Below are 26,031 nucleotides of genomic sequence, written 5' to 3' on the forward strand. Positions count from 1 at the left end.
ATTTCCAATCATTAAATTTTGATAGCGTTTTCACAAATGGTGATAAATAAAAAGAGTAGTATTCAATGGCAGCTTTAAAAAGCTTTAATTCAATGTCTACTTCGTTCCCGCAAAGTAAACCTTACCAATTGAGTCCTACTCTTTGATTTATTTTTTGTAATTGCTCGTACTTTAGCTAGATTGATTAAACCTGTTCGCTGGGCCAGATACCTAGGGCCAAGACTATAATGACCATCAATAAAGCATAGACCACTTTATCAATGGCCATTATAGTCTTGGCCTACGGTATCTTATCGGCCCCGCTCACACTCTACCTTACTAGGTACCCGCCATCCACAGCTAACACATGTCCTGTCACATAGTTTGATGCTTCACTGGCTAGGAATACTACTGATCCCATTAATTCATATGTTTCTGCCCAGTGTCCCGCTGGAATGCGACCTAAGATTTCATCATTACGTGATTTATCTGCTCTGATTGGTGCTGTATTGGCAGTCTTGATGTATCCCGGTGCAATCGCATTAACCTGAACATTGTATGCGCCTAATTCGCTTGCAAATGATTTTGTCAAACCAGCGACACCATGTTTAGAAGCCGTATATGATGGAATAAATTTACCACCTTGGAATGATAACATTGAACCAATGTTGATGATCTTACCACTCTTTTGAGCTGCGAATACCTTTGCTGCAGCCAATGATAAATGGTAGACGGCATTTAAATTAATATTAATGACTGCATCCCAATCCTCATCCTTAGATTCTAAAATTGGGTTTCGTTTGATCATACCAGCATTGTTAACCAAAATATCAATGTGGTTAAATGCCTTTAGGGCACTATCAATTACGTCTTGTGCCGCTGATTTAGCTGTTAAATCAACCTGCATAAATTCAACTTTGCTTCCTTTTGCTTCAATCAGGCTCCTAGTTTCATCCCAGCCTTCTTTACCATGGGTGGCCACAAAGATGTCAGCGCCAGCTTCAGCAAGCGCAACAGCATAGGCTTGTCCAAGCCCTGTATTACCACCGGTAATGATTGCCACCTTACCAGTTAAATTGAAAAAATTCATTTTGAATGTGTTCAACGCCTCTGCGCGTTCTTTAATTTCTTGTTGTGATTCTGCCATTTTATTTCCTCCAATTTTAATTAACGTAAATCGTGCATGTCTACCTGATCCATATCATCATAGGTCTGATTTTCACCACACATTGCCCAAATAAATGAGTAATTAGTTGTTCCAACACCACAATGAATTGACCAACTTGGGTTAACCACTGCTTGTTCTGGTTCAAGTGCAATGTGCTTTGTGTTATCAGGTTCGCCCATATAATGAAATACTCGCGTATCAGATGTACCAAACTCACAATACATGTACGTTTCCATTCGACGAGCGTGCGTGTGCGCTGGCATGGTATTCCAAGAATTACCGGGTTCTAACACTGTATAACCCATCTGAAGTTGACACGTATCCATTTGACTAGCGTCAATGTATTTATGAATTGTTCGCTTATTCATATGTTCTTGATCACCTAAAGGTAATGACAATGAATCCGCGAATGGCAACTTTTTATTTGGATATGTTTTATGTGCTGGTGTTGATACAACATAAAACTTTGCTGGTTGACTAGCATCATCTGACGCAAACGAGACGTGCTTAGCACCCATCCCAATGTAATAACCATCATGAGTCACAACATGATCTGATGTTCCATCAATTGTCACAGTGCCAGGGCCACCAATATTGATGAATCCTAATTCACGACGTTCAAGAAAGTACTTAACGCCCAACTCACTGTCCAATTTAATCTCAAGCTCACCATTTACCGGCGTAACCCCACCAAAAATCATGCGATCATTGTACGTGTAAGTAAGCAAAATGTCACCAGGATTAAATATTTTATCCATCAAAAATTGCTCACGCATCTCATCCGTACTGTAATGTTTAATATCTTCAGGACTGTGCGCGTACCGTGTCACCATATTAAATGCCATTCGTCAGACCTCCTGATTATTTCTTATTAAGAAATAAGATTTCTTATTTGTGTTAACAATTACTAGTATAATAGTTATCCTTAATAATGCAAGTGATATCCAATCAATCTAAACACTACAAAGCGTTAAGTAAAATTAGTAAATACTTATCTCTTTAATAATATTCTAAATTGTTGTGAAAAAATTTGCAAACGATAACTTGAAAAGTCATTCAACTTAAAAAGACTCATCGCTAATCTGACTTCAAACTAATGATGAATCTCTTAATATTTGCCAATACATTTCTTAAATTGCTGCAATAATACGTTGCTGAATCACTTTGGCCTGTTCAATAATAGCTGCTAATTTAGTTGGTTCTATTCGATATTTAGGAATACTAATACTAAATGCCCCATAGATTTTATCTTCAGTTTTCAGTGAAAAACCAACACAATAAACATCCGGTTGATTTTCCTCATTATCAATCGAATAACCCTGTTGTTTAATTTCAGCTAGATTGCTACGGAGCTTTTTTTCACTAACAATCGTGTTAGGAGTTAATTTAGTTAATGTGACCTCATCAAAATAACGAGATAATTGTTCATCATCGTATTGGGACAGCGTTGCTTTACCCATCGCGGACGAGTACATATTCATTCCTCCACCAATACGTGAAACTAGATAAACACTTTGTGGACTCTCCATTTTTTCTAGCAATGTAATCGTATTTCCATCGATAATTCCCAAGTTAACTGTTTCACCAGTTTGATCTCGCAATTCGCTCAACAATGGCAATGCAATTTGCCGAATGTCAAAAGTATCATCAACTTTTTGAGCATAACCTAAAAAAACAGTTCCTAAATAATAGCGCTTAGTCTCTTCATCCCGACGAACAAAGCCACAATAATCCAAGGTCTTCAAAATTTTTAATACTGTCGACTTGGTCATCTCAACATGATCACTAATTTCTTTTAAGGTTGGTGGTGTTTGAGCATTCAAAATAAAGTCCATAATTTCTTTACCTTTGATCAGAACTCCACCGTATAAATTTTCTGCGGATGCATCTGTCATTTGTTAATCGCTCCTATTATTTCTAATTAGGAAATATTGTAACGCTATTCAAGGTAAATAGGAAGTTTATGCACTAATCAGATTACGAGTAAAAATGTTAGTGGTTATATTTACGCTCGTGAATTCAACTGGCTTAAAACGTGTTTACAACCGCAAAAGTCTCCACCAACATAAAAATAAAGATTGTGAACGGCGAAAGTTCACCATCCACAATCTTTATTTTACGTTAGTCTCCGACTTCTAGACGCGGTTTTTCACACTCTGTCTTTCGATCAACTTAGTGCCCAACGTTATCTTTTTAACGTACTCTCGATCACCATCAAGTTGCTCGACCATCAAATCTACTGCACTTTTACCCATTAAATCCGTCGCGACATGAACCGATGATAAGCCCGGATAAACATAATTGGCAATTGAAGTGTCATTGAAACTGATTAAACTAACTCTACCGGGAATTGCAATATTAGCTTCTTGCAAAGCCTTTAACGCTCCCACCGCCATTGGATCATTAGCAATGAAAAATGCATGCGGTAATTTATTCCCCAACTTTTCTATTGCTTGCTTCATCATCTGGTACCCTGATTCTGAAGTATATCGGCCCTCAAACACGAATTCAGGTTGATATAGACGTTCCGCCTTCATCTTTTTAACGAAATAATGATGCCGTGGATCTGGCACATCTTGTGCATTATCCGCAGTGGTTTCACTACCATAAATAACCCCGATGTCTTCAATTTGTTGTTTTATAAATGTATCCACGACATTTTCAACAGAATGTTCAAAATCAGTTACCACACTATCACAACCGTATGGTAAACCATCATAATCGACCAAGATAACATGGCTACTTCGTTGTTTAAACTGCGTAATTTGCTGCGAGCTGAATTTACCCACTGCAATAATTCCGTCAATATCAGTTGGTAACTGTTCAAGGTTATTTTGATAAACTTGGAGTGCCTTAAAACCCAACTGTTGGCAATGTTGCTCAATCCCCATTCGAATCGACATATAGTATAAATCATCTAACTCTTGTGCTTCAGTATACCATTGCACTACCGCTAATTTTTTCCCTTGTCGTGGACTTGGATGTTTATGCTTGGTATAGTTCAACTGCTCGGCAATCTCAAAAATCTTATGACGGGTTGCATCACTAACAGACAGCGTGTTGTCATAGTTCAACACACGCGAAACTGTTGCTAACGAAACAGCTGCTTTTGTTGCAATGTCTTTCAGTGTAACTGCCATCACACATTCTCCCTCAAAATAAACTCTTGTAACTAGTTAAATTGCGCAACAAATTTGCCTAACGCTGCTTGACCAGCTTCATCATTTTTAAACACGCCAGCATCTTCAAGTACGCGCGCAAATACATCCGCAATAGCTTGGTGAACAATTTCAGTTACATTAGCTGGTGTAATGTCATTATCAGCTTTTAGTTCATTCGCCCAACTAACATGATATTCAGCAATCTCATTAGGCTGATCTAACAAGTATTTTTCAACCTGTGCCATTTCATCTTTTAATCGTGCAGGTAAAATCGCACGGCCCATTACCTCAATTAAACCAATATTTTCCTTTTTGATGTGTTGAACATCCTGGTGTGGGTGAAAAATTCCATCAGGGTACTGATCAGAAATGTTGTTATCACGCAACACTAAATCAAGAATAAAAGTTTCGCCATCTCGATGCATGATTGGCGTCACCGTGTGGTGTTCTTCGTCTGCGGACTTAGCATTAATTTGTAGCTCTGGCACACTATATTGTTTCCAAGCCGCCATTATTTCTGTTCCGGCAGCAATTAACTGATCTGTGTTGCTACTACTTAAACGCAGATCGGTCATTGGCCAATCAACAATTCCAGCATCAATTGCAGGATACTTTGCTAATGAAAATGGAGTTCGAATAGCCGCTTTCATCATCGGAAAAATATGGCGACCACCTTGATAATGCTCGTGGGCCAACATTGAACCACCAACAATTGGCAAATCAGCATTACTACCAACAAAATACTCTGGAAATTGGCGTTCAATATCAATTAAATTGATCAAAGTTTGCCGATTAATCTGCATTGGTTCGTGCTTTTCATCAAGAAAAATACAATGCTCATTAAAATATGCATATGGTGAATATTGGAAACCCCATTTTGCGCCCCCCACGTTCATCCGAATAATACGATGATTACTGCGCGCTGGGTAACCTAATCGACCAAGATAACCCTCATTTTCCATACATAACTGACACTGTGGGTATTGCACACTGCTTTGATGTGCAGCTGCTGCAATGGCCTTAGGATCTTTTTCTGGTTTTGATAAATTAATCGTAATCTGTAATTGTCCATCGCGTGTCTGTTTTTCAAACACAATATTTTTAGCGATCGCCTTTGTTTTAATATAATCATTATTTTGACAAAGTTGATAAAAATACTCAGTGGCCGCCTGTGGACTTGTTTGGTATGTGTCCCAGAATTGACGATTAACTTGTGCCGGAGTTGGTGTAACTAAATCCATCAACTGATCATTTAATATTTCTCGACTAGTTAGATTGTCATCAATCTTATTGTTTTCAATTGCTAAATCAGTCAGTTGTTGTGCCAATGATAGTTCACTATCAGCCACAACTTCCTTATCCTGATCGCCCACTAGCGCTCGAACCCGATTAACTAGATAAACGCGATCCAACTCCTCATAGCTCGTATTTTCAATAATTTGTTGGACAAATTGTTCAATCATCGACATACTGCTCTCCCTCTCATGCTCTTGTTAATAATTAGTTTACTTCGTGTGGACCATCAACAATTTCTGCGTCGTAAAATTCAGCAGCGTAACCAATCTTTTGTTTGTAAGTATCACCAACATTTTTCTCGAATGCTGCGACTTGGTCTTTTTTGACAATGGCAATGGCACTACCACCAAAACCGCCACCGATCATACGGGCTCCAAGGACACCTGGCTGCTCCCAAGCTGTACTTGCCAATGTATCAAGCTCTTCACCAGTAACTTCATAATCATATTGTAATGAAACATGAGAAGCATTAATTAAGCGACCTAGTTTTTCCAAATCTTGGTCCAACAATGCTTGTTTAGCCTTCAAAGTCCGTTGATTTTCAATAACCACGTGACGAGCACGACGAATCAAAATATCATCATGAATTAAATAAGTGTATTGATCAAAGGTATCCTCATCTAAATCACCCAGTGCCTTGATATCTAGAACAGTTTGTAAACGACGAACAGCTTCTTCATTTTGAGCACGGCGCTCGTTGTACTTAGAATCAATCAAAGAATGTTCTTTGTTCGTATTCATAATAACAACGGTGTAATCGTTAAGTGCCAATGGATAGTAGTGATACTCCATTGTATTAGTATCAAGCAAAATAGCATTATCTTTTTTACCCATACCAACCGCGAATTGATCCATAATTCCAGAATTAAGGCCCACAAAATTATTTTCAACTTTTTGACCTAATTTAACTAGTTCAATTTGTTCGATATCTAAGTTAAATTCATGCTTTAAAATATACCCCATCAATAATTCAATGGATGCTGACGATGACAGTCCCGCACCATAAGGTAAGTTACCATGCACCAGTAAATCAAAGCCGTGATCAAACTTATAGCCGTGTTGTAACAGCTGCACAACCATTCCTTTAAAATAGTTAATCCATTTACTTTTGGCCTCAGTTTCGGGTTCTAAATCACCAATTTCAAAGCTTTCAATATCGTCACCCTTCATATTAGCTGAATAAAGGCGAATTTGGTTGTCTGTCCGAGGAGCGTACGCACCATAAGTCCCTAAGCTAATTGCACACGGAAATACGTTACCACCATTAAAGTCAGTATATTCACCAATAATGTTAATTCGACCTGGTGAAAAATAAACCCGCTGCCCAGCAACACCAAATACCTGTTTGAATTGTTCTAATAGTTGGTTCTTGTCCATAATCTAATTACCTCCACCTACACTCAAATCAAGTTGAGTAAAATTTTTACTAAACTAAATATAGAATCAAGTTTATCATTTGTCAAGGATCCGTTTTGAATAAAACGCCGTTATTAAAGTAATGAAATCGGATAACTTTTTTTGTAGCATCTAAATCTATCTTAGTAAAAAAAGTAATTAAAAATCAATTAGCCTTATAAACGTTCAATTAGAGTATAATAACACCCATGCGGTTACCAATAATTAGTAAAAAAATGTTGCTTTTTTACTGAACGTGTTTTACATTAAGGTAAGCGGTTACAAAATATAAAACAAAGGAGACTTATCTATGGCTAGAAAAGATGAAAAAATCAAAATTGACCCTGAAGATTTCGCTCATATGGTACTGGGTGGCAGCCTTAAACAAGATGATGAAGAAGAGTTAGTCTACATCAAACGTCAATTACGATTATATTTGGAATCATTGTTATTAGCACAAGATTTTAACGACCTGGAAGAAACTCAATTTGACGTTGCTAAACAATCTCAACGCGATGAGATTTTGCAAAAAATTATTGAGCGACGGTACTAAATTTTATTTCATAGGAGACTGAGGATAATGAAACATGTAAAACAGTATACTTCATATGCCTTAGGTGCGTTTGGACATGATGCATTCTACCAAACTTTAAGTACCTATCTCATGTTGTTCGTCACAAGTCAGTTGTTTGATACAAGTGATAAGGCGTTTAACGCCCGTATGATTGGTTACGTTACTTTGTTAATGACTGCTATTCGATTAATTGAAATTGTGTTTGATCCATTGATTGGTGGTGCGGTTGATAACACCGAAACTCGCTGGGGTAAATTTAAGCCTTGGTTGATGGTTGGTGCAGCTGTTAGTTCTATTATGTTAGTCATTGTCTTTACTGACTTTGGCGGTTTAACTACTAAGAACCCTGTTCTTTATTTGGTATTATTCGGAATTTCATTTGTTATTTTGGATATTTTCTATTCATTCAAAGATATTTCATTTTGGTCAATGCTCCCTGCTTTGAGTGTTGATTCAAAGGTCCGAGCTAAGTTCGGTACCATTGGTCGTTTGGGTTCTACTTTAGGTGCTCAAGGAGTTCCAATTGTCATCTTTCCATTAATCGTTTTCTTCTCACAAACATTTTCTGGTACTCATGGTGATGCTAAGACTCACGCTGGTTGGATTGGTTTCGCTGTTGTGATTGCGTTAGTTTCTTTCTTAGGGGCCCTAGCAACCGCTGCTGGAACAAAAGAAAAGAAGAGTTTGATTCGCGATAATAGTGAAAAAGTTCGTTTTCGTGATGTGTTCAAGGTGTTGGCTAAAAACGACCAATTAATGTGGTTAGCCTTGTCATACTTCTTGTTTGCCCTTAGCTATGTGGTTACAAACTCATTGCTTGCTTACTACTTCCAATATGTCCTTGGCCGTTCAGACGCTTACTGGCTAGTTGGTGTTATTACCGCCATCTTGGGCATCATCTCAGTTTCATTGTTCCCGGCTGTTGTTGCTTTGATTAAACGTCGTGCTATTTACGTTGGCGGGATCGTAATGATGCTTGTTGGTTACTCAATCTTCTTATTTGCTGGTCACAGTGTTCTCGCTGTTTTAATCGCCGTTGGTATCTTCTTCTTCCCATATCCAATGATTTTCTTAGCTGCCCTTATGACGATTACAGATAGTGTTGAATATGGTCAATTAAAGAATGGGACACGAAATGAATCAGTGACTTTGTCAGTTCGTCCTTTGATTGATAAGGTGGCTGGTGCCATTGCCAACAGTGTTGTTGGATTAGCTGCTGTGCATGCAGGAATGATCGGTAACGCTAAGCCAAGTAGCATCAGTGCTGGTCAATTGTTAACATTCAGAAGTTACATGTTCTTCGCCCCAATCGCATTGATCATCATCGCCGCTTTAGTTTACTTATTCAAAGTTGAATTAAGTGAAAAGAAACATAGTGAGATTGTCACTGAATTGGAAGCTAAGTTAAAGGCTGAAAAGAAATAGAGTGTGAACGGTCTAACACTTAGAAGCTGGAATGTAATGTAAAAAAGATGCGAGCAGATTCGAATTTGAATCTGCTCGCATCTTTTTTACATTATATGGAAACTTTTGTGACTGTGAATTGAGTTAGACTACATAAAAAGTTCACACACCGCTAACAAAAAAAAGACCAGCACACGAATTGCACTCTGATCTTATATCTAATTCATAATTCAAAATTAAAACTACTTTTTGTCTAATGCTTCCCACAAACCGTTCAAGTAAGCAATTCCTAATGCACGATCATACAAACCATATCCAGGACGACCAGTTTCGCCCCAAATATTACGACCGTGATCTGGTCTGATATAACCATCAAAATTAGTATCATGTAGAGCTTTCATCACCTCGAACATATCAATGGATCCCATTGATGACAGATGAGCGGACTCGTGGAAGTCCCCCGGCTCGCCAGCAAACTTAATATTTCGAGCATGAATAAAGGGGGCACGATTTTTTTTAACAAATTCACGAATCAAAGCTGGTACATCATTTTCGGGATTTTCACCTAGGCTACCAGTACAAATCGTCAAAGCATTATATGGACTATCATGCATTGACACAATCGCTTGCATGTCTTCACGATTTTTGTAAATCCGTGGTAACCCAAATAATGGACGAGGCGGATCATCCGGATGCATCGCCATCTTAATATCACATTCCTCACAGACAGGAATAATCGCGTCCAAGAAGTACTTAAGATTCTCTCTCAACTTGTCCGCGTCTACATCAGCATACTCACTAAATAGATGTTTAACTTCAGCCAAACGTTCTGGTTCCCATCCTGGTAATGAATAGCCATTGGATTCATCTTGAACAGATTTGATAATTTGTTCAGGATCACCTTCAACTTTTTTGTGTTCAAACGACATTACATTGGAACCATCTTCTAATTTATAAGCCAAGTTTGTTCTGATCCAGTCAAATACCGGCATAAAGTTGTAGCAAATTACCTTAATTCCATATTCAGATAAATTACGAATTGTTTGCTGATAATTAGCGATATAACGATCACGACTAGGCTTACCAATTTTAATATCATCATGAATGTTGACACTCTCAATCACTTCAAGCTTCAATCCTGATGCTTCAACCTCTTGTTTTAATTGTGCGATTCGTTCCTTTGGCCATACTTCACCAACTGGAATATCAAATAGCGCTCCAACCACCTGGGTGGTTCCAGGAATTTGACGAATTTTAGAAAGTGAGATTGGATCATCATCTTTTCCAAACCAGCGAAAGCCCATCTTTAACATTGCAAATCTTTCCTTTCCGAACAACAAATTTTAAACTAATATATTAGTATATTTGTTTACGCTTTCATTATAACGGAATGATTTAAAATTGCAAATATAGAATCATTTCTGCTCGAATTGATTCTATTATTGACACAACCCTGTTCTTATCGCACAATAATTTTATGGAGGCACAATTATGCAAAATTCTGCTAGTAACTTACAAACTCAAGCATATGAATTAATCAAAAATAAAATTTTGCGGGCAGTTTATCCACCTGGTCAAAAAATATCTGAAAAAGAAATCGAGACAGATGTAAAGATTGGTCGCACACCAGTCCGAGAAGCACTAATTCATCTTCGTCGTGACGGGTTAATTGATGTCATCCCCCAAAGTGGCACTTATATCTCTCTTATTGACATGCATGCCGCTACCGCAGCTAGATTTGTGCGTGAAAACATTGAGAAAAAAGTTGTCATGGAAGCTAGTAATCAGATCACTCCGTTAATTTCTGATAGCTTTGAGCAAATTTTAGGCCAGCAAAAATTACAGATTGAACGTCAAAATGTTGCCGCCTTTTTCGAGGCTGATGAGGCTTTTCACCGAAAGTTTTATGAAATTACCGATAAAGTTCTCGTGTGGAACTGGTTACAAATTGTTAACATTCACCTAAATCGTTTTCGCTGGCTCCGACTTAAGATTACTGATTTAGACTGGGATATGTTGACTGATCAACATCAGCAAATTTTAAATGCAGTTAAAAATCATGATATCGATGAGGCAGGATTTTTAGCTAGCCAACATCTACATTTGATGCTGGAGGAACAGCAAACACTGCTAGCTGCATTCCCAGAATACTTTATGGATACACATGAATAAAAGGCAATATATGATTTTGTTTTTTTATTATCGAAACGTGTTCATAGTAATTAATTCACGTTATAAGCAAGAAAAATCCCCTAACCACTTCTAATTTTGAAGTTGGTTAGGGGATTTTTCTTGCTTACACCACAGGTTCAACCTGTAGCTGCGAACACTCTATTTGAATAGTGACTCTACAGTTGCCACCACATTTTCAGGGGTAAATCCAAATTTCTCTACGATTGTTGGACCATTGCCGCTTAAACCGAAGCGATCAATACCGATACTTTTACCATCTATGCCAACAAACTTGCCCCATGCTTGTCGGCTACCCATCTCTACTGAAACACGGCGACGAACTGCGTTAGGCAGTACTTGTTCTTGATACTCTGACGATTGTGCATTAAACAACTTAATGTTTGGCATCGAAACAACTGAAACATCTCTTCCTGCATCATGTAACTGATGTTGAGCCTCAATGGCCAAGCTAACTTCTGACCCACTGGCCATAATGATTGCTTCAGGAGTAACTCCTTTTTGGGCTGAAATAACGTAACCGCCACGACTTAAACCAGTCGGATTTGTGCGGGCACCTGCCAATGCGGGAACCCCTTGACGCGTCAAAATAATTACTGTTGGTCGGTCTGTTGCATTCATAGCAACCTTCCAGGCTTCAGCAACTTCATTAGCATCTGCTGGCCGAATAACATTAACATTAGGAATTGCCTGTAAACTAACTAATTGTTCTACCGGTTCATGTGTTGGACCATCCTCACCTACCGCGATTGAATCGTGCGTAAAGACATAGGTAACTGGTAAATGCTGAATGGCAGACAATCGAATTGCCCCACGCATATAATCTGAAAAGACCATAAAGGTACTACCATAAACCCGCGTGCCACCATGTAATGCAATTCCATTGATTGCAGCAGCCTCACCAAATTCACGGACTCCAAACCAAATATTGCGACTAGTTGGATTATCCTTGCTAAATCGATCAGATTCATTAATTTCAGTTTTATTCGAGCTAAATAAATCCGCTGATCCGCCCCACAAAGTTGGGATGTTATCAGCTAGTGACTGCAATACTGTCGATCCTGTCGCTCTAGTGGCCTTGGAGTCACCGTCTTCAAATTGAGGTAAGAAACTAAAATCAGAAGTTACTTTACCGGCAACTGCTAGTTCAAACTGTTGTGCCAATTCAGGGTAAGCATGCTTATATTCTGATACCATTTGTTTCCACTCACTTTGAGCATAAGCACCACGCGTTTGAATTTGATTTTCAAATTGATCATAAACATCATCAGGAACTGTAAATGCTGGTTTATCCCAGTTGTAAAACTCATGTAATTTAACCAGCGCATCTTCTTTGAATGGTGCCCCATGAACTTTATGGGTTCCTGCATCTGGTGCACCATAACCAATTTGAGTCTTAACTTCAATAATGGTTGGTTTGTCATGTTGTGACTTAGCTTTTTCAATTGCCGCACTAATTTCCTCTAAATTATTACCATCTTCAACCCGTAAATAATTCCAGTGATACGCTTCAAAACGTTGCTGAACGTTTTCATTGAAGGCATTACTCAACGGGCCATCAAGTGATACATCATTAGAATCATACAACATAATCAATTTATCGAGACCATAATGGCCGGCCAGACTAGCGGCCTCATGTGATACGCCTTCCATTAAATCACCATCGCCACAAAGTGCGTACGTATAATGATCAACCACCTTAAAATTATCGCGGTTGTATGTTGCAGCTAAATGCATTTCAGCCATCGCCATTCCAACTGCCATGCCAATTCCTTGACCTAATGGACCTGTTGTTGCCTCAACCCCATCAGTATGACCATATTCAGGATGACCAGGTGTTTTACTCCCCGTCTGGCGAAACTGCTTTAAATCATCGATTGAAAGTGCAAAACCAGATAAATGTAATAAACTGTATAACAACGCAGACCCATGACCAGCCGATAAAACAAATCGATCACGATTAAACCATTTACTATCCTTAGGATTAGTGTTCATGAATTTTTGCCATAGTACATATGCCATTGGTGCAGCATCAAGTGGTAACCCCGGATGTCCTGAATTAGCAGCTTGAACTTCATCAACACTGAGCATTCTCAGTGTATCCACACTTAATTGGTCCATTTTATCAAACATATATATTAACCCTCCAAAAAATTTTCAATTAATCATTATTTTTATTTAGTGATTCAATAAATTATTGAGCATGTAAATATCATAGCAGTCTAAATTGGTATATTCAAGTTAAAACTCAAAAATTCATATATAATAATGGTTTTTTTAAATTATTTTATAATTGGTATAGATTATTCTGCAAGACCATTTTCACAAGTGTCAAGTACTCCCATTAACTAAGCTTATGGTTAGAATTAGAAAAACGCAAGCAATGTGGTCAGCATTTTAGAGGGCTTTTAAGTACCAAGTATCGCACCCGGAATGAATGTCACCATCAAGTGGCTGCTCTAATTGGTTGAATTGCAATTTTTGATAGAGTTTATTTGCCACAGGTAACTTAGTATCAGTGACAATATACATTTGGTGATAACCAAACTTAGTTGCCGTCTCTATTGCTAACTTGATCAACCGTTTGGATAAACCTTGTCCCCGTGCATCTGGCGCTATGTATAATTTTTGCAATTCACAAACATCGGTTGTTCCAACTGGGCCAATGCCGCAACCACCTACTACTTGATCATTCTGATCAACAGCCACCCAGTACTTTGCTCGTGTTAACTGCTGATAGTACTGAGCCAACTCATCTAATTGTGGATCAAAATACGCCGTACCAGGTTTATCTAACTGTGCATCCCGTAAGCATTGTTGCAAAATCGATTTCATTGTATTGTTATCTTTTGGCACCATTTCTCGAATCAATTCCATTAATACGTCCCCCCTGGTTGTTGTTATTATACTTGTATTACATTGCACTGCAAACTAGTTTTTAAACCCTCAGCTAAATTTAAAATACCGATTAGAGTTTTTAACCCCTAACCGGTAACATATTTTACAAACAACTTTATTTAGTTACGTCAAAAACGTAATCACTAGGATAAAAATTCCAGCGGTAAGCTCGGTAAACATAAGCTTTGGCGGAGGGATTAGGCACAGTGAGATTAAATACTTGTTTATTATTTTGTACCTCAATAATATTACTTTCCTTACCTTCATTCTTAAACCCAAAATCAAGTAAATAATTATTGTTAAATAGTTTCTGCGTGGAACCAATAATTTCAGTATAGTTAGCCTTACCTAATGATTTTCCGTAGGCCCAAGTTTGATCGATTGTCATCTTCTTCGCGTTAATGTGATATTGAACCCCCTGAGAGTATTTACCGCTTGTTTTTGAATTACCGTTAGTGACATCAATATTGTTATCGTATAAGGTTACATTTTCACTGTCAGGATCATTATTCACATCTTCTAACAATGTTAAATGATGTTGACCGCCAGTAATTGTCGTTCCCTTTGTTGGATTTAGCAATAACTTTCGATATTTGTTTGGCCACGAAGCTGCTTTTTTACCAGAATAGATCCATTTGATTTTATCGTTTTTCATACTGATTTTCATAATCATATCTTGGTTTCGACCGGAAATAAGAATACTATTGTCATTTTCATCGTATTCAACCGAGTTTTGATGGAACCAGTCAACTTTCCCACCACTTGATTTATAATCCTGGTACATCGACGCAGGTAAAAGTCGTTTCAAATCAATTACTTTCGTAACTTTTCCAGTTTTATGTGAAATAACTGCCATCGTATCTTCAACGTACTTAGAACCATCATTAACAGTCGCTAGTAAATCGTGATTAGGCAACTCCATAATATCGTGATGAATTATAGTTGTATCGCTGTTGCTGGCAGTTTTGGTTTTAGAACTGCTGCTAACTAATTTATCATTGTTAACACCTGTTTTAGCACTAAAATTGTATTCTTTATAAACCCGCCCCAAATAATCAGTCTCTAGCAGATCGTTATAAACATTCTCACTTTGCTTATTCTTGCTAAGCATAATCAGTCGACCAGCATGAATTTGTTTAATCATATGTTGTGTATAGAGTGTTGAATACCATCTAATATTGCCATCTGCATCGACTGCAAATGACTGTTTCGTTGTTCGCACAACTAGCGTTAATTTGTTGTTGCCAATATCCATTTTACTTTTATTATTTTTAGTAACTTTTAAATCAGTTTCTTTCAAATATTTAGGCAAGCTTGTAGTGGTAGCAATATTTAATTCCTGAGTCTCACTCGTTCCATCCTGGTAACTAACATTGATTTGCACTGTATTATCCCCTGAATAAAGGCCAACAACTGGAACTTGATGAGTAGTTGTATAGTCTCCATTAACAGAGTTTGTAATAGAGGTGTTATCCGTTTTTCCTTCAACAGTATAACTAACTTTTGCTGGCTTTGAAGTTTGAAAAATAACCAACGCCGTCAAAGGTGATGTCTGATATGGATTTACTTTTACATAAGGCGTACTTGGCGAATATTGAGTGGAATTAACCTTATCCTGGTAAGACTGATTTAGCGTTTTTTGTTTGTCAGCTCGAGTAGTAACTAACTTGCTACCAATATTAGTTTTAATCTGTTTAATTGAAAGTAGACTTGTGCTTTTGGTTTGTTTAGCGCAGCCAGCTACAACCAATAATAGACTAACAAGCAAAATTCCAATTAATTTCCAGTGATGCTGCCAACCATGTTTCATGTTCTTCACCTAACCCATCTTAATCAAATTTTAATGTCATTATTATTTTATGATAAAAAGGTGAAGATTGCATGAAGATTTAAAAAATAGCACCTAAAAATATATTTATCAAGGCAAAATTAAAAGGTTGGTAATATTGCAATTACCAATCTTTTAATTTGCTTAAAACCTAGTCGCCCCAAACTTCTTGGGCAATTTCTTTAACTAATTGAATTTTGGCCCACTGTTGCGCTTCGGTCAACACGTTTCCTTCTTCAGTTGACGCAAATCCACATTGTGTACTCAAGCAAAGTCGATCTAAAGGCACGTACTTAGCTGCTTCATGAATTCGATCAATGATCGTTTGCTTGTCCTCCAAAGTACCATTTTTAGATGTAACTAACCCCAGTACGACTAATTGATTATCACGTACCTTAGCAAGTGGTTCAAAGCCTCCAGAACGGTCAGTATCATATTCCAAGAAGTAAGCATGTACATTTTCACGTGTAAACAATGGATCCGCCACCACGTCATATCCACCTGCTGATGCCCAAGTTGAATGATAGTTTCCCCGGCAATCATGTGTGTTCACAATTAAGTCTTCTGGTAAACCGGCTAAGAACTCATTATTTACTTGAACATACTGTTCCTTTGAAGCTTCGATTTCAGCTGCACTGATGCCAACTTTATCTTTTGCTCCAGCGTTGAACCCTGCAAGCATCCCCCAGGTACAATCGTCCAATTGTAATACTCGCAAGCCGGCCTCATAAAAATCTTGTGTTACCGTCTTATACGCTTGAGCAATCGCTGTAATTAATTCATCATCCGTTGCATAAAACTTACGCGTCTGTTCAATATTTTCTGGTCGCTGCAGTTCGGCTAAGAATTGAGCAGGAGCCGGAATTGTTTGTTTAGCGGTGGTAGCATCACTTAAATGATCTCGTAAGAACTTGAAGTGCTCCACAAATGGATGATTTTCACCACTAATTTTACCTGTTAACCCTGAAGTTTCGGCACGAGTGACTTCATCGTTAAAAACATAACCTTGTCCTGCAGCTAACTTGGTAACTCCTTGCAAGCCCCAAAAGAAGTCCAAATGCCACCAACTACGACGAAATTCTCCATCAGTAATCGACTTAATACCTGCCTTTTCTTCTTGTTTAATCAATTCAATAATTGCTTTATCTTCAACAGCTTTCAATTCAGATGCAGTAATTTCATTTTTCTCAAATTTAGCCCGCGCTTCTTTTAACTCAGCTGGTCGTAAAAAGCTCCCAACAACGTCGAAGCGAAATGGTGATGTAGTCCGTTTTGTAAATGTTTGTGTACTTTCAGTCATATGAATTTCTCCTTTATTTAGAGTGTTAATTCAGTCGGTTAGCTTTCGTAAGCTAAGATAATTAAGCATTGTTCGCAGTCTGCGCGAATGGTGCTTAATTGGCTTAGCTCTAGAAAGATGACTGAATTAACACGTTTCAGCAATTAACATCCAACGATCTAATTACAAAAACTAAAACCACATGACGATATCACCAATGCCATCTCCCACCAAAAAACAAGCAGTAGTGATTTTATTCAAATGTAAATAATAAACTTTTTGCCGTTGCATAAAACCACTCCATCACTTTTAATTCTAGTGCCAAATCCGTTGTGCAATCGTCCGGACTAAATCAATTTTAGCCCACTGTTGCTCAGGTGTAAGTACATTGCCTTCTTCAGTTGACGCAAATCCGCATTGAGTTGACAAAGCCAAGTTTTCTAATGGCACATATTGAGTTGCTTCATTAACTCGTTTAATCACAGCATCTTCATCTTCCAATTGACCATCTTTGGACGTTATCAATCCCAATACAATTGTTTTATCACTACGACCATTGAAAATTGTTTGCAATGGTTCAAAGTCACCAGCGCGATCATTGTCATATTCTAAGAAGAAACCATCGTAATTCAATTGACCTAAATATTTTGCAACTGCTTCATACCCGCCGGAGAATAAGAAAGTTGATTTAAAGTTTCCTCGACAAACATGTGTCGTCACAGTCAAGTCAGCCGGTAAGTCTTCTAATAATTCGTTAATTACTTCAACCGCTTCTTGAGCCAACTCCTCATACTTTGCATGTTCTGCTGGTTGATCCTTAGTCTCATTTAATTTACTGATTAAAAATGCCCAGGTTGTATCATCAATTTGAACGTAACGAGCACCTAGTTCATAGAACCTTAAAATGGTTTTATTGTACGCCGTTGCTAAATCATGTAAATAATCTTCACGCTGATCATAGAAATTAGGCCAGTTGTCAGAACGATTATCACGAAACAACATCGTTGGTGATGGAATCGTTTGCTTAGGAACCACCCCCGCCGGCGTGACTGAATTAAGATACTCAAATGCTGCAAAAAATGGATGGTCCGGATTGTAAGCAACCTTACCGTCTAGTTCAGCATTATCGGTTCTTGTCTTGGCACCGTGGAATTTATAGCTTTCACGGTAGTCATATTTTTTGACTCCTGTTAGTCCCCATAAAAAGTCTAAATGCCACCAACTACGACTAAACTCACCATCAGTAACTGCTTTTAATCCGTGTTGTGCTTCAAGCTCCACTAATTTTTTAATTTCTGCGTGCTGAACTGCATTAAACTGATCATCACTTAGTTCACCGGCACGATGCTTAGCGATTGCCGCTTTTAATTCTGGTGTTCGCAAGAAGCTCCCCACAATGTCATATTTAAATGGTCCAATTTTTGTTTCTGTTGTCATATTATGCTCTCCCACTCGATAAATTAATGAATAATGGTATAAAAAAAGTCCTCACCTTCGCAAAACTGCGAAAGTAAGGACGAAGTTAATCGTGTTACCACCTTATTTTAGGATGCACTTACACACATCCCCTCACTAGGTACAAACATACCCTAGCGCGATAATGGGCGCACCCATGATCACCTTGCGATTGCTCGGTAACCCTCACTTCAAGACCATCTTCCAAGTAACCGCCAGATTTCTTTTCACCACCCAGAAACTCTCTAAACAGGCTTTTACTTGTACTCATCTTTTCATCGTATTTTAATAATTGAATGGTAATATCATAAAACGTTCTGATTAATTTGTCAAATTTAATTTTTAGTTCGTGGCTAATCACAGTTATATAAGTAAAAAATTGCATTTTATCGCGATTATCGGTAAAATTATCATTATTAAAATTCGCTAAGATGGGAAGAGTATTGAATTATGAAAGATGAACAAAATGACGTCCAGTTAAACCGTTCACTTGGGTTATGGTCGGCCCTATCACTGGTCGTCGGGACCATTATCGGTGTCGGAATTTTTGTCCGCCAATCAGCCGTTTTAGACGATGCCGGTTCTACTACAGGCGCACTCCTTGCGTGGCTCGCTGGTGGGATTATCACCTTAACAGCAGGCTTGACTATTGCTGAAATTGCTTCGCAAATGCCTGAAACTGGTGGTTTATATGTCTACATGGAAAAATTATATGGTAAGCTGTGGGGATTTTTATCAGGTTGGATGCAAATCATCATTTATGGTCCAGCTATGATTGCATCCTTAGGTGCCTATCTGTCATTGCTCCTTGTTGACTTTTTCCATATCCCACATGCTTGGACAATTCCGATTGCTCTTATTGCAGTCATTGCGGTTGGCATTTTAAACCTATTTTCCAATCGGTATGGTGCTGGTTTTGCCGTGATTACCACTATCTGTAAATTGTTACCAGTGGCAGCTCTAGTTATTTTTGGGTTATTTTTCGGTGATCAATCTGCGTTCGGCCACTCAATTGAGCAAGTTCATCAAAGCACCGGTGGATTCGGTGTGGCGATTCTAGCAACTTTATTTGCATTTGATGGGTGGATTTTAGTTGCCAATTTAGGTGGTGAAATCAAAAATCCAAGTAAAAGACTACCTCAAGCAATTGTTTTTGGTATTCTATTAGTCCTTGTAATTTATTTACTCGTTACATTTGGCGTTTTCCGTAGTCTCTCAGCACAAAAAATCCATGACTTAGGAACTGGTGCAATCCCATACATGGCTAATAAAGACTTCGGCCCAATCGGGGGTAAAATTCTTAGTATTGGAATTATCATTTCAATCGTGGGGTGCATGAACGGTAAAATTATGACATTCCCCCGAATCATGTACGCGATGGCTAAGGACAAGGAGCTGCCCTTTCAACGAGTGCTCGCCTACTTAAGCCCAACAACCCGCACACCGATTTGGTGTACTGTTGTAACCCTCGTCATTGCCGGTGTGATGATTGTGTTTTTTGACGCTGATCGGCTGTCCGAATTATGTATTTTTACAGTATATTGCTTTTACGTAATGGCTTTCTTTGGACCTACAATTCTCCGAAAACGTAATCCAAATGCCAAGCGAGTATTCTCAATTCCGCTATATCCATTAACACCAATTATTGCAATCTTAGGATCATTATTTGTCATTGTTAGTGAAATCATGTCTGACCTACAAGGTGTGTTACTGTCATTTATCTTTGTAATTATTGGTATTCCCGTCTTTTACTATCAAATGAAAAAACAAAAAATCAAAAAATAAGGCTTATGGTTTGAAGTGAGTAGTATAAGACTGACCCGTTTGAACATGTCTAACAGCAAAAATAAAATAATCACAGAAAGACAGAGTTAAAAAAATACTAAGACTAAAGGCATAAGATCACCCGTTGGGTAATTTTTTATTCCTTTAGTCTTAGTATTTTTTAACTCTCGCACATTATCATGTTACACTTCGACTTTTAAACATAGCTGTTTGCGCTCTTTAATTCAACAACCAATCCACAATATGTTCAACCACTATTCCATCAATATTCCCCACATTCATCCGATTAGCCGTGATTACCGTTTTTTTGTAATTATCATTAATATATTTTAAATTACCGATTTCGCGATTATTATTTTCGGGTAACTGCATCATTACCTGATAGTATTCAGTCTCATTACCCTTCTTAGCAATAAAGTCAATTTCTCGATCAGCATACTTACCAATATCCACTCGATAGCCTCGCCGTAAAAGTTCAATAAAAACAATATTCTCAATTTGATGACCAAAATTATCATGATAGCTTTTATTCAAGGTTGTATTCCGTAAACCAGTATCTACTGCATAATATTTAGCAGTTGATCGTAGATAGTTTTTTCCACGTAAATCATAGCGCTTAGCCTGATAAAAAATGAATGCCTCATGTAATAATGTAATATATTTTGCCACTGATTGATTGTTAGCAGTTGTAAACTCTTCATTTTTAAGCACACCGGCAATTTTATTTGCAGAGATCGGATTCCCAATTTCACTTAATAAATATGAAGTAATCCGCGTTAACATGCTGTCATTGCGAATATTTGCTCGCTCACTAACGTCTCGTAAAATAATTGAACTGTAAATTCCATCTAACACGCTTGCTTTAACCTCTGGATCGTCAACTAAAACTACCGCAGGAAACCCACCCTCGGCAACGTATTCGTTAAATATTTTTTCTGGACTCCCTTGATATTCTTTAAATTGAATAAATTCCTTAAATGACAACGGATAAACAGGAATTTCAACCATGCGTCCAGTAAGTAATGTACTTAATTCTCCGGATAGTAAAGACGCATTAGACCCCGATACATAAATATCGGCGTTCAGATCAACTCTGAAACTATTGATTGCATCCTGCCATTCAGCAACTCGTTGAACTTCATCAAAAAAAAGATACATTTTTTTATCTGCCAAAGCTTGCTCAGTGACAAATTGATATAATGCATTTTTAGTTAACAAATGCTGATATTTCATCGATTCAAAATTGATAAAAACAATCTGTTTTTTTTCAATACCGTTAGATTGTAAATAGTCACGAAACATCTGTAAAATAAAGGTTTTCCCTGATCTCCGTACTCCAGTAATTACCTTGATAAACTCGGTGTCTTGATATTTTTTTAATCGATTTAAATATAATTGCCGTGTAAACATAATCAGTTCCTCATTTCTTTCAAACACAATTCTATAACTCAAAACATTTCATTCAATTAGGATTATACTTCTAATCGAATGAAAATAATAGCTAATTAGAAATATACTTCTAATAAGCTATTATTTTCGACATTCATTTGACTCTAACCAAATTTATTTCTATGCTAACCTTCTAATGATCTAAAACTGGCGCATAATTTAAGTACGATTCAATAACACCTAGATATCGCAATCCATAGTCTTAGTATGAAAGGAAATACTCAAATGAAAAATGTACTCATCGCTAACCAAACTGTTCCAGCAATTGGAATTGGTACCTGGAACATGGGCGAAACACCAGCACTGCATGATCAAGAAGTTAAGTCCATTCAAACATCATTACAAGCTGGGGTTAAATTAATTGATACTGCAGAAATGTATGGCAACGGCAAATCTGAATTGCTAGTTCACGATGCCATTCAAGGATTTAATCGTTCTGACTTACTGATTGTTGACAAAGTTTTGCCACAAAATGCGACCAACACCAGAATGGAACACAGTCTCAACCAAAGCTTGCACCGTCTTGACACTGACTACATTGATCTATATTTATATCATTGGCGTGGTACAACACCATTGGCAGAAACTATCAATGAATTAGAACGCCTCCAGCAAACTGGAAAAATTAGACGCTGGGGTGTTTCTAATTTTGACACAATTGATATGCGTGAGTTAATGCAACTTAATGGTGGCAAAAATGCCGCAACTAACCAAGTAATGTATAATTTAAATCATCGAGGCATTGAATTTGATTTATTGAATTGGATGAACCAACACCAACTACCCACTATGGCCTATTCACCAGTTGCCCATGGCGATAAACTGGGACGCTCGTTAAGTCATAATCGTGATTTGATTGCTATCGCCAATAATCACCATGTGTCTGTAATGCAACTAATATTAGGCTGGACTATTCAGCAACCAAATATTATTGCTATCCCGAAAACTAGTAACCCACAACATGCAAATGAAAATGTTGCAGCCGGAGAAATCACTTTATCTGCTGATGAACTGGAGCAGATTAATTTATTATTTCCAGCACCAACCACAAAACAACCATTATCAATTCTGTAAAGAAAGGAAACTGTCAAAATGCCAACAATAAATTGCAATGATACCTTAGCCGTTGCTTGCCATCGTATTTTTCCCTCTGATTTAAATGAACATGGAACTTTGTTTGGTGGTCGACTTTTGGATCTAGTGGACCGAGAAGCCTCGATTGCAGCCATGCGCGTTACTCGGCAAACCGTAGTAACGGCCACCATTGATCATGTCGCTTTTGTAGCCCCATTCAAATCACAAGATTCCATGTGTCTGGAAGCTTACGTTACTGGTTTTGGTTCGCGTTCAATCGAAGTGTTTGCCAAAGTCACTGGTGAACATTTGACTACTGGCGAACGCTTCTTGGGATCCACCTGCTTCATGACATTTGTAATTGATGACCCAAACAGCAACATTAAATTCAATGAAGTTATTCCCAATAATTCTGAGCAAAGCGCGATTTGTTTTGGCTATAATGATCGGGTTAGTCAACGAAAACAACTACGCAAGCAGAACCAACTTAATATGCAAAATATCAACATTGGGTTCCCCTGGTAGCAGCCCAAAAAAATTCTTAATTTTACCTTATATCAGTTTGTTTTTTAGTTGATGTACGATATGATTAACTATGGAACCCGTTCTTTTTACTGGTTCAGTTGCATCAACAACATGCTAATGATGAACGCTTCACTTCATTATTAGCTTTTTTTATTTGTAATTGTTGATTTACCGGAGTTATTAACCTACTTTGTTTCATAAAACCCCTTTTTTATTACAAACAACACAAAAAGCGCGTAAAAAGAAAAGTCCGTGTTATCTGTTTGTAATCTTTATACTGTAGTATGTGTAATCGTTGATGCGAAATAACTCACACACAAAAAGGATGGTTTTTTAATTTATGAAGTTAAACAAAAACGTTGTTAAGTTCTCTGCCGCTGTTGCCGGTGCCGTTGCATTAGGTACTGTTGCAGTTGCTACAAACGCTAGCGCCGATGAAATTTACACAGTTCAATCAGGCGACACTCTTTCAGAAATTTCTTACAAATACTCAAATGACCTCAGCATGGTTGATACATTAGCAAGCAAAAACAGCATTGCTGATAAAAACTTGATCTATGTTGGTCAAAAATTAATCATTAAAGATGACGGTGAAGTTCGTCAAGCAACACAACAGGAAGTTCAAACAACTCCTGCTGCTAGCTCAACAAGTACAGCATCATCAAGTGCTACTTCTACTAGCACAGCAAGTGCAACTTCAGCTAGCCAAAGTTCAACTACTACTTCATCAAGCAGCTACACAAGCTCAGCATCTGGCTCAGAAGCCGCTGCTAAAGCTGCAATCGCTGCTCGTGAATCAGGTGGTTCATATACAGCAACTAATGGCCAATACATTGGTAAGTATCAATTGAGCTCAAGCTACCTAAATGGTGACTACTCAGCTGCTAACCAAGAACGGGTTGCAGATTCATACGTAGCAAGTCGTTACGGTTCATGGTCAGCTGCATTGGCACATTCAAATGCTACTGGTTGGTACTAAAAATAAGAGTGTGACCAGTTACACTCAAAAATTTTAATATAACATGAATAAGGTGTGATCGGATTCAGTTTTAGAATCTGGTCGCACCTTTTTTAGATTATACGGAAATTCTATAAGTGTGAATAAAATTCAAATAAGAGTGTGAAAACCTACGTTTAAATATCAGTAGAATTATAAATATTTATACTTTTACAAAAAAAATAGACCTACCATCACAATGTCGGACAGCAGATCTACGATTATACGTTAACTAATTGACTCAAATTTTTTTCGTTTTGGCATAATTAAATTCAAAACAATTGCAGTAATTGCGGCAATTGCAATTGGTGACGCAAGTAAATATTGCACCATCTGTGGTGTTTCATTTAGCACTTTACTTGGTAATAAAACAAGTGCAATTGTTAAAATGATGGGTAATCCAATAATGTATAAATCACTTTCACCCGTCTCAATGCGACGAATAACATTGAGTCCGTTTAACATGATTGTGACGCAGATAATAGCAAAAACACCACCAATGACGGGCGCTGGGATAGCTGATAAAAATGCGGATAGCTTACTAAAAAATCCTAGTAAAATAAACCAACCACCAGCGGCGATGAAGACTCGCTTACTTGCAATTCCAGTAATAGAAATAATCCCTGCATTAGTTGAATATCCCGTTACAGGCGTTGTCCCTGCTAATGCTGCCACCAAACAACTCAAGCCCTCACCAATAATGCCTTGATTCCACTGACGCTTGGTAATTGTATGATTAGTAACAGCCCCCATTGCAAACCAGGTTCCAGTCGTCTCGGTTGTTAGGATTGCATAAATAATAATAAAAGTAATAATGGCAGTAAAGGAAAAATGAACCCCATAATGGAAAATAGTCCGACTTGGTAAGCTAAACCATGGTGAAGATGCTACCGTCTGCCAATCAAACCGTCCCATCATTGCTGATACCCCGGTTCCAACTAATAGTGCCAGCACTATTGAACCAGTCTTGAAGATTCTTTGTGCTTTCGGAAATCTAATGCTAATTGCCACAGCAATTAATAACGTGACGGCGGTAATTGCAGCTAATTCAATATTTTGATTAATGTTGCCACTAGCCTCAAAAATGTTATCGTTCAGGGCGGACGGAATTAATGATAATCCCACACAGGTAATAATCGTTCCACCGACTACTGCTGGCACCAACGTTGAAATAATTTTTTGAAACACACCGCTAAGACCTAATAATATTAATAAAATGGCTCCTACAATCAGTGCTCCTAACAACGTTCCCATTCCACTAGCGACACCACCACCAGCAAGAACAACGCCAGCCGCGGCGCTCAGTGGAACAAAAGATGGTCCTTGAGAAACGGGCATTTTCATAAAAAGCCACGTTTGTAAAATCGTTCCAATCCCAGCTGCTAAGAAAGTTGATTGTAATAAGCCGGATGTATCTGCTGCGCCCATTGACAGCATTCCAGCTAAAATCACGGGTGGAACATAGACATCCATTGCTAAGACATGTTGTAAGCCTAACACCCCAGCCTCAGCATTATCAACCTTATCATCTGGTCCAATCAACAATCCGTCATTTTGTGCTTGCATGTGTGATC

The 26,031-nt window shown here is 37.9% G+C and carries 21 protein-coding genes and 1 other annotated feature; of the genes, 7 read left to right on the forward strand and 14 right to left on the reverse strand.

The genetic code is table 11. The features are described from left to right. Positions 1–310: 310 nt before the first annotated feature. The 6 genes from kduD to FFM51_RS05555 form a co-directional block, all read right to left on the reverse strand. On the reverse strand, positions 311–1,126 hold the full coding sequence (kduD, locus tag FFM51_RS05530) for a 2-dehydro-3-deoxy-D-gluconate 5-dehydrogenase KduD (RefSeq protein WP_137597647.1): 816 nt from the start codon (positions 1,124–1,126) through the stop codon (positions 311–313). A gap of 20 nt (positions 1,127–1,146) precedes the next feature. Then, a complete protein-coding gene (kduI, locus tag FFM51_RS05535; RefSeq protein ID WP_137597648.1) occupies positions 1,147–1,992 on the reverse strand; it encodes a 5-dehydro-4-deoxy-D-glucuronate isomerase in 846 nt (281 codons plus the stop codon). A 285-nt stretch (positions 1,993–2,277) separates the two neighbouring features. Next, positions 2,278–3,042, reverse strand: a complete 765-nt coding sequence (locus tag FFM51_RS05540; protein WP_137597649.1) for an IclR family transcriptional regulator — start codon at positions 3,040–3,042, stop codon at positions 2,278–2,280. Positions 3,043–3,282: 240 nt separating this feature from the next. Next, positions 3,283–4,287: a LacI family DNA-binding transcriptional regulator gene (locus tag FFM51_RS05545; RefSeq protein WP_137597650.1), complete on the reverse strand. Its 1,005-nt coding sequence runs from the start codon at positions 4,285–4,287 to the stop codon at positions 3,283–3,285. Positions 4,288–4,319: 32 nt separating this feature from the next. Beyond that, positions 4,320–5,777: a UDP-glucose--hexose-1-phosphate uridylyltransferase gene (locus FFM51_RS05550; protein WP_137597651.1), complete on the reverse strand. Its 1,458-nt coding sequence runs from the start codon at positions 5,775–5,777 to the stop codon at positions 4,320–4,322. 31 nt (positions 5,778–5,808) lie between these two features. After that, the gene (locus tag FFM51_RS05555) at positions 5,809–6,981 is read right to left on the reverse strand and encodes a galactokinase (RefSeq protein ID WP_137597652.1); all 1,173 of its coding nucleotides are present in this window, start codon (positions 6,979–6,981) and stop codon (positions 5,809–5,811) included. A 328-nt stretch (positions 6,982–7,309) separates the two neighbouring features. On the opposite strand from FFM51_RS05555, the gene FFM51_RS05560 reads away from it, so the two are divergent. Both FFM51_RS05560 and FFM51_RS05565 read left to right on the forward strand, forming a co-directional pair. Further along, positions 7,310–7,552, forward strand: a complete 243-nt coding sequence (locus FFM51_RS05560; RefSeq protein ID WP_137597653.1) for a hypothetical protein — start codon at positions 7,310–7,312, stop codon at positions 7,550–7,552. A 27-nt stretch (positions 7,553–7,579) separates the two neighbouring features. Beyond that, positions 7,580–8,998 carry a glycoside-pentoside-hexuronide (GPH):cation symporter gene (locus tag FFM51_RS05565; protein ID WP_137597654.1) on the forward strand — a complete coding sequence of 473 codons (1,419 nt, stop codon included), beginning with the start codon at positions 7,580–7,582 and terminating at the stop codon, positions 8,996–8,998. A 221-nt stretch (positions 8,999–9,219) separates the two neighbouring features. Here FFM51_RS05565 and uxuA read toward each other — a convergent pair whose 3' ends face one another. Continuing rightward, complete coding sequence (uxuA, locus tag FFM51_RS05570) at positions 9,220–10,290, reverse strand: mannonate dehydratase (RefSeq protein WP_137597655.1); 1,071 nt, start codon at positions 10,288–10,290, stop codon at positions 9,220–9,222. A 178-nt stretch (positions 10,291–10,468) separates the two neighbouring features. On the opposite strand from uxuA, the gene FFM51_RS05575 reads away from it, so the two are divergent. Next, complete coding sequence (locus FFM51_RS05575; protein WP_137597656.1) at positions 10,469–11,149, forward strand: GntR family transcriptional regulator; 681 nt, start codon at positions 10,469–10,471, stop codon at positions 11,147–11,149. A 159-nt stretch (positions 11,150–11,308) separates the two neighbouring features. On the opposite strand, the gene tkt is transcribed toward FFM51_RS05575, so the two are convergent. The 5 genes from tkt to FFM51_RS05600 form a co-directional block, all read right to left on the reverse strand. Next, a complete protein-coding gene (gene tkt / locus FFM51_RS05580) occupies positions 11,309–13,300 on the reverse strand; it encodes a transketolase (protein ID WP_137597657.1) in 1,992 nt (663 codons plus the stop codon). Positions 13,301–13,564: 264 nt separating this feature from the next. Next, positions 13,565–14,044 (reverse strand): GNAT family N-acetyltransferase, encoded by a 480-nt coding sequence (locus FFM51_RS05585; RefSeq protein WP_137597658.1) that lies wholly within the window; start codon positions 14,042–14,044, stop codon positions 13,565–13,567. A gap of 136 nt (positions 14,045–14,180) precedes the next feature. After that, complete coding sequence (locus FFM51_RS05590; protein ID WP_137597659.1) at positions 14,181–15,875, reverse strand: aryl-sulfate sulfotransferase; 1,695 nt, start codon at positions 15,873–15,875, stop codon at positions 14,181–14,183. A gap of 169 nt (positions 15,876–16,044) precedes the next feature. Further along, entirely contained in the window at positions 16,045–17,193 is a 1,149-nt protein-coding gene (locus FFM51_RS05595; protein ID WP_137597660.1) for a 5-methyltetrahydropteroyltriglutamate--homocysteine S-methyltransferase, read from the reverse strand. A 294-nt stretch (positions 17,194–17,487) separates the two neighbouring features. Further along, positions 17,488–18,609, reverse strand: a complete 1,122-nt coding sequence (locus FFM51_RS05600) for a vitamin B12 independent methionine synthase (protein WP_137597661.1) — start codon at positions 18,607–18,609, stop codon at positions 17,488–17,490. Between the two features lie 72 nt (positions 18,610–18,681). Continuing rightward, positions 18,682–18,915, reverse strand: a binding site (T-box leader). A 162-nt stretch (positions 18,916–19,077) separates the two neighbouring features. Between FFM51_RS05600 and FFM51_RS05605 the strand changes: the two genes are divergently transcribed. Further along, the gene (locus tag FFM51_RS05605) at positions 19,078–20,412 is read left to right on the forward strand and encodes an APC family permease (RefSeq protein ID WP_137597662.1); all 1,335 of its coding nucleotides are present in this window, start codon (positions 19,078–19,080) and stop codon (positions 20,410–20,412) included. A gap of 219 nt (positions 20,413–20,631) precedes the next feature. Here the strand turns inward: FFM51_RS05605 and FFM51_RS05610 are convergent, their stop codons facing one another. Then, on the reverse strand, positions 20,632–21,822 hold the full coding sequence (locus FFM51_RS05610) for an ATP-binding protein (RefSeq protein ID WP_137597663.1): 1,191 nt from the start codon (positions 21,820–21,822) through the stop codon (positions 20,632–20,634). A gap of 264 nt (positions 21,823–22,086) precedes the next feature. Between FFM51_RS05610 and FFM51_RS05615 the strand changes: the two genes are divergently transcribed. The 3 genes from FFM51_RS05615 (at position 22,087) to apf (ending at position 24,439) form a co-directional block, all read left to right on the forward strand. After that, a complete protein-coding gene (locus FFM51_RS05615) occupies positions 22,087–22,935 on the forward strand; it encodes an aldo/keto reductase (RefSeq protein ID WP_137597664.1) in 849 nt (282 codons plus the stop codon). Positions 22,936–22,953: 18 nt separating this feature from the next. Then, positions 22,954–23,460, forward strand: a complete 507-nt coding sequence (locus FFM51_RS05620) for an acyl-CoA thioesterase (protein ID WP_137597665.1) — start codon at positions 22,954–22,956, stop codon at positions 23,458–23,460. Between the two features lie 340 nt (positions 23,461–23,800). Then, positions 23,801–24,439, forward strand: coding sequence for an aggregation-promoting factor (apf, locus tag FFM51_RS05625; RefSeq protein ID WP_137597666.1), 639 nt, complete (start codon positions 23,801–23,803; stop codon positions 24,437–24,439). A gap of 246 nt (positions 24,440–24,685) precedes the next feature. On the opposite strand, the gene FFM51_RS05630 is transcribed toward apf, so the two are convergent. Then, positions 24,686–26,023 (reverse strand): uracil-xanthine permease family protein, encoded by a 1,338-nt coding sequence (locus FFM51_RS05630; protein ID WP_137597667.1) that lies wholly within the window; start codon positions 26,021–26,023, stop codon positions 24,686–24,688. Positions 26,024–26,031: the final 8 nt, after the last annotated feature.

This window comes from Paucilactobacillus kaifaensis, from assembly GCF_005405145.1.
In the GTDB taxonomy this organism is placed as follows: Bacteria; Bacillota; Bacilli; order Lactobacillales; family Lactobacillaceae; genus Paucilactobacillus; species Paucilactobacillus kaifaensis.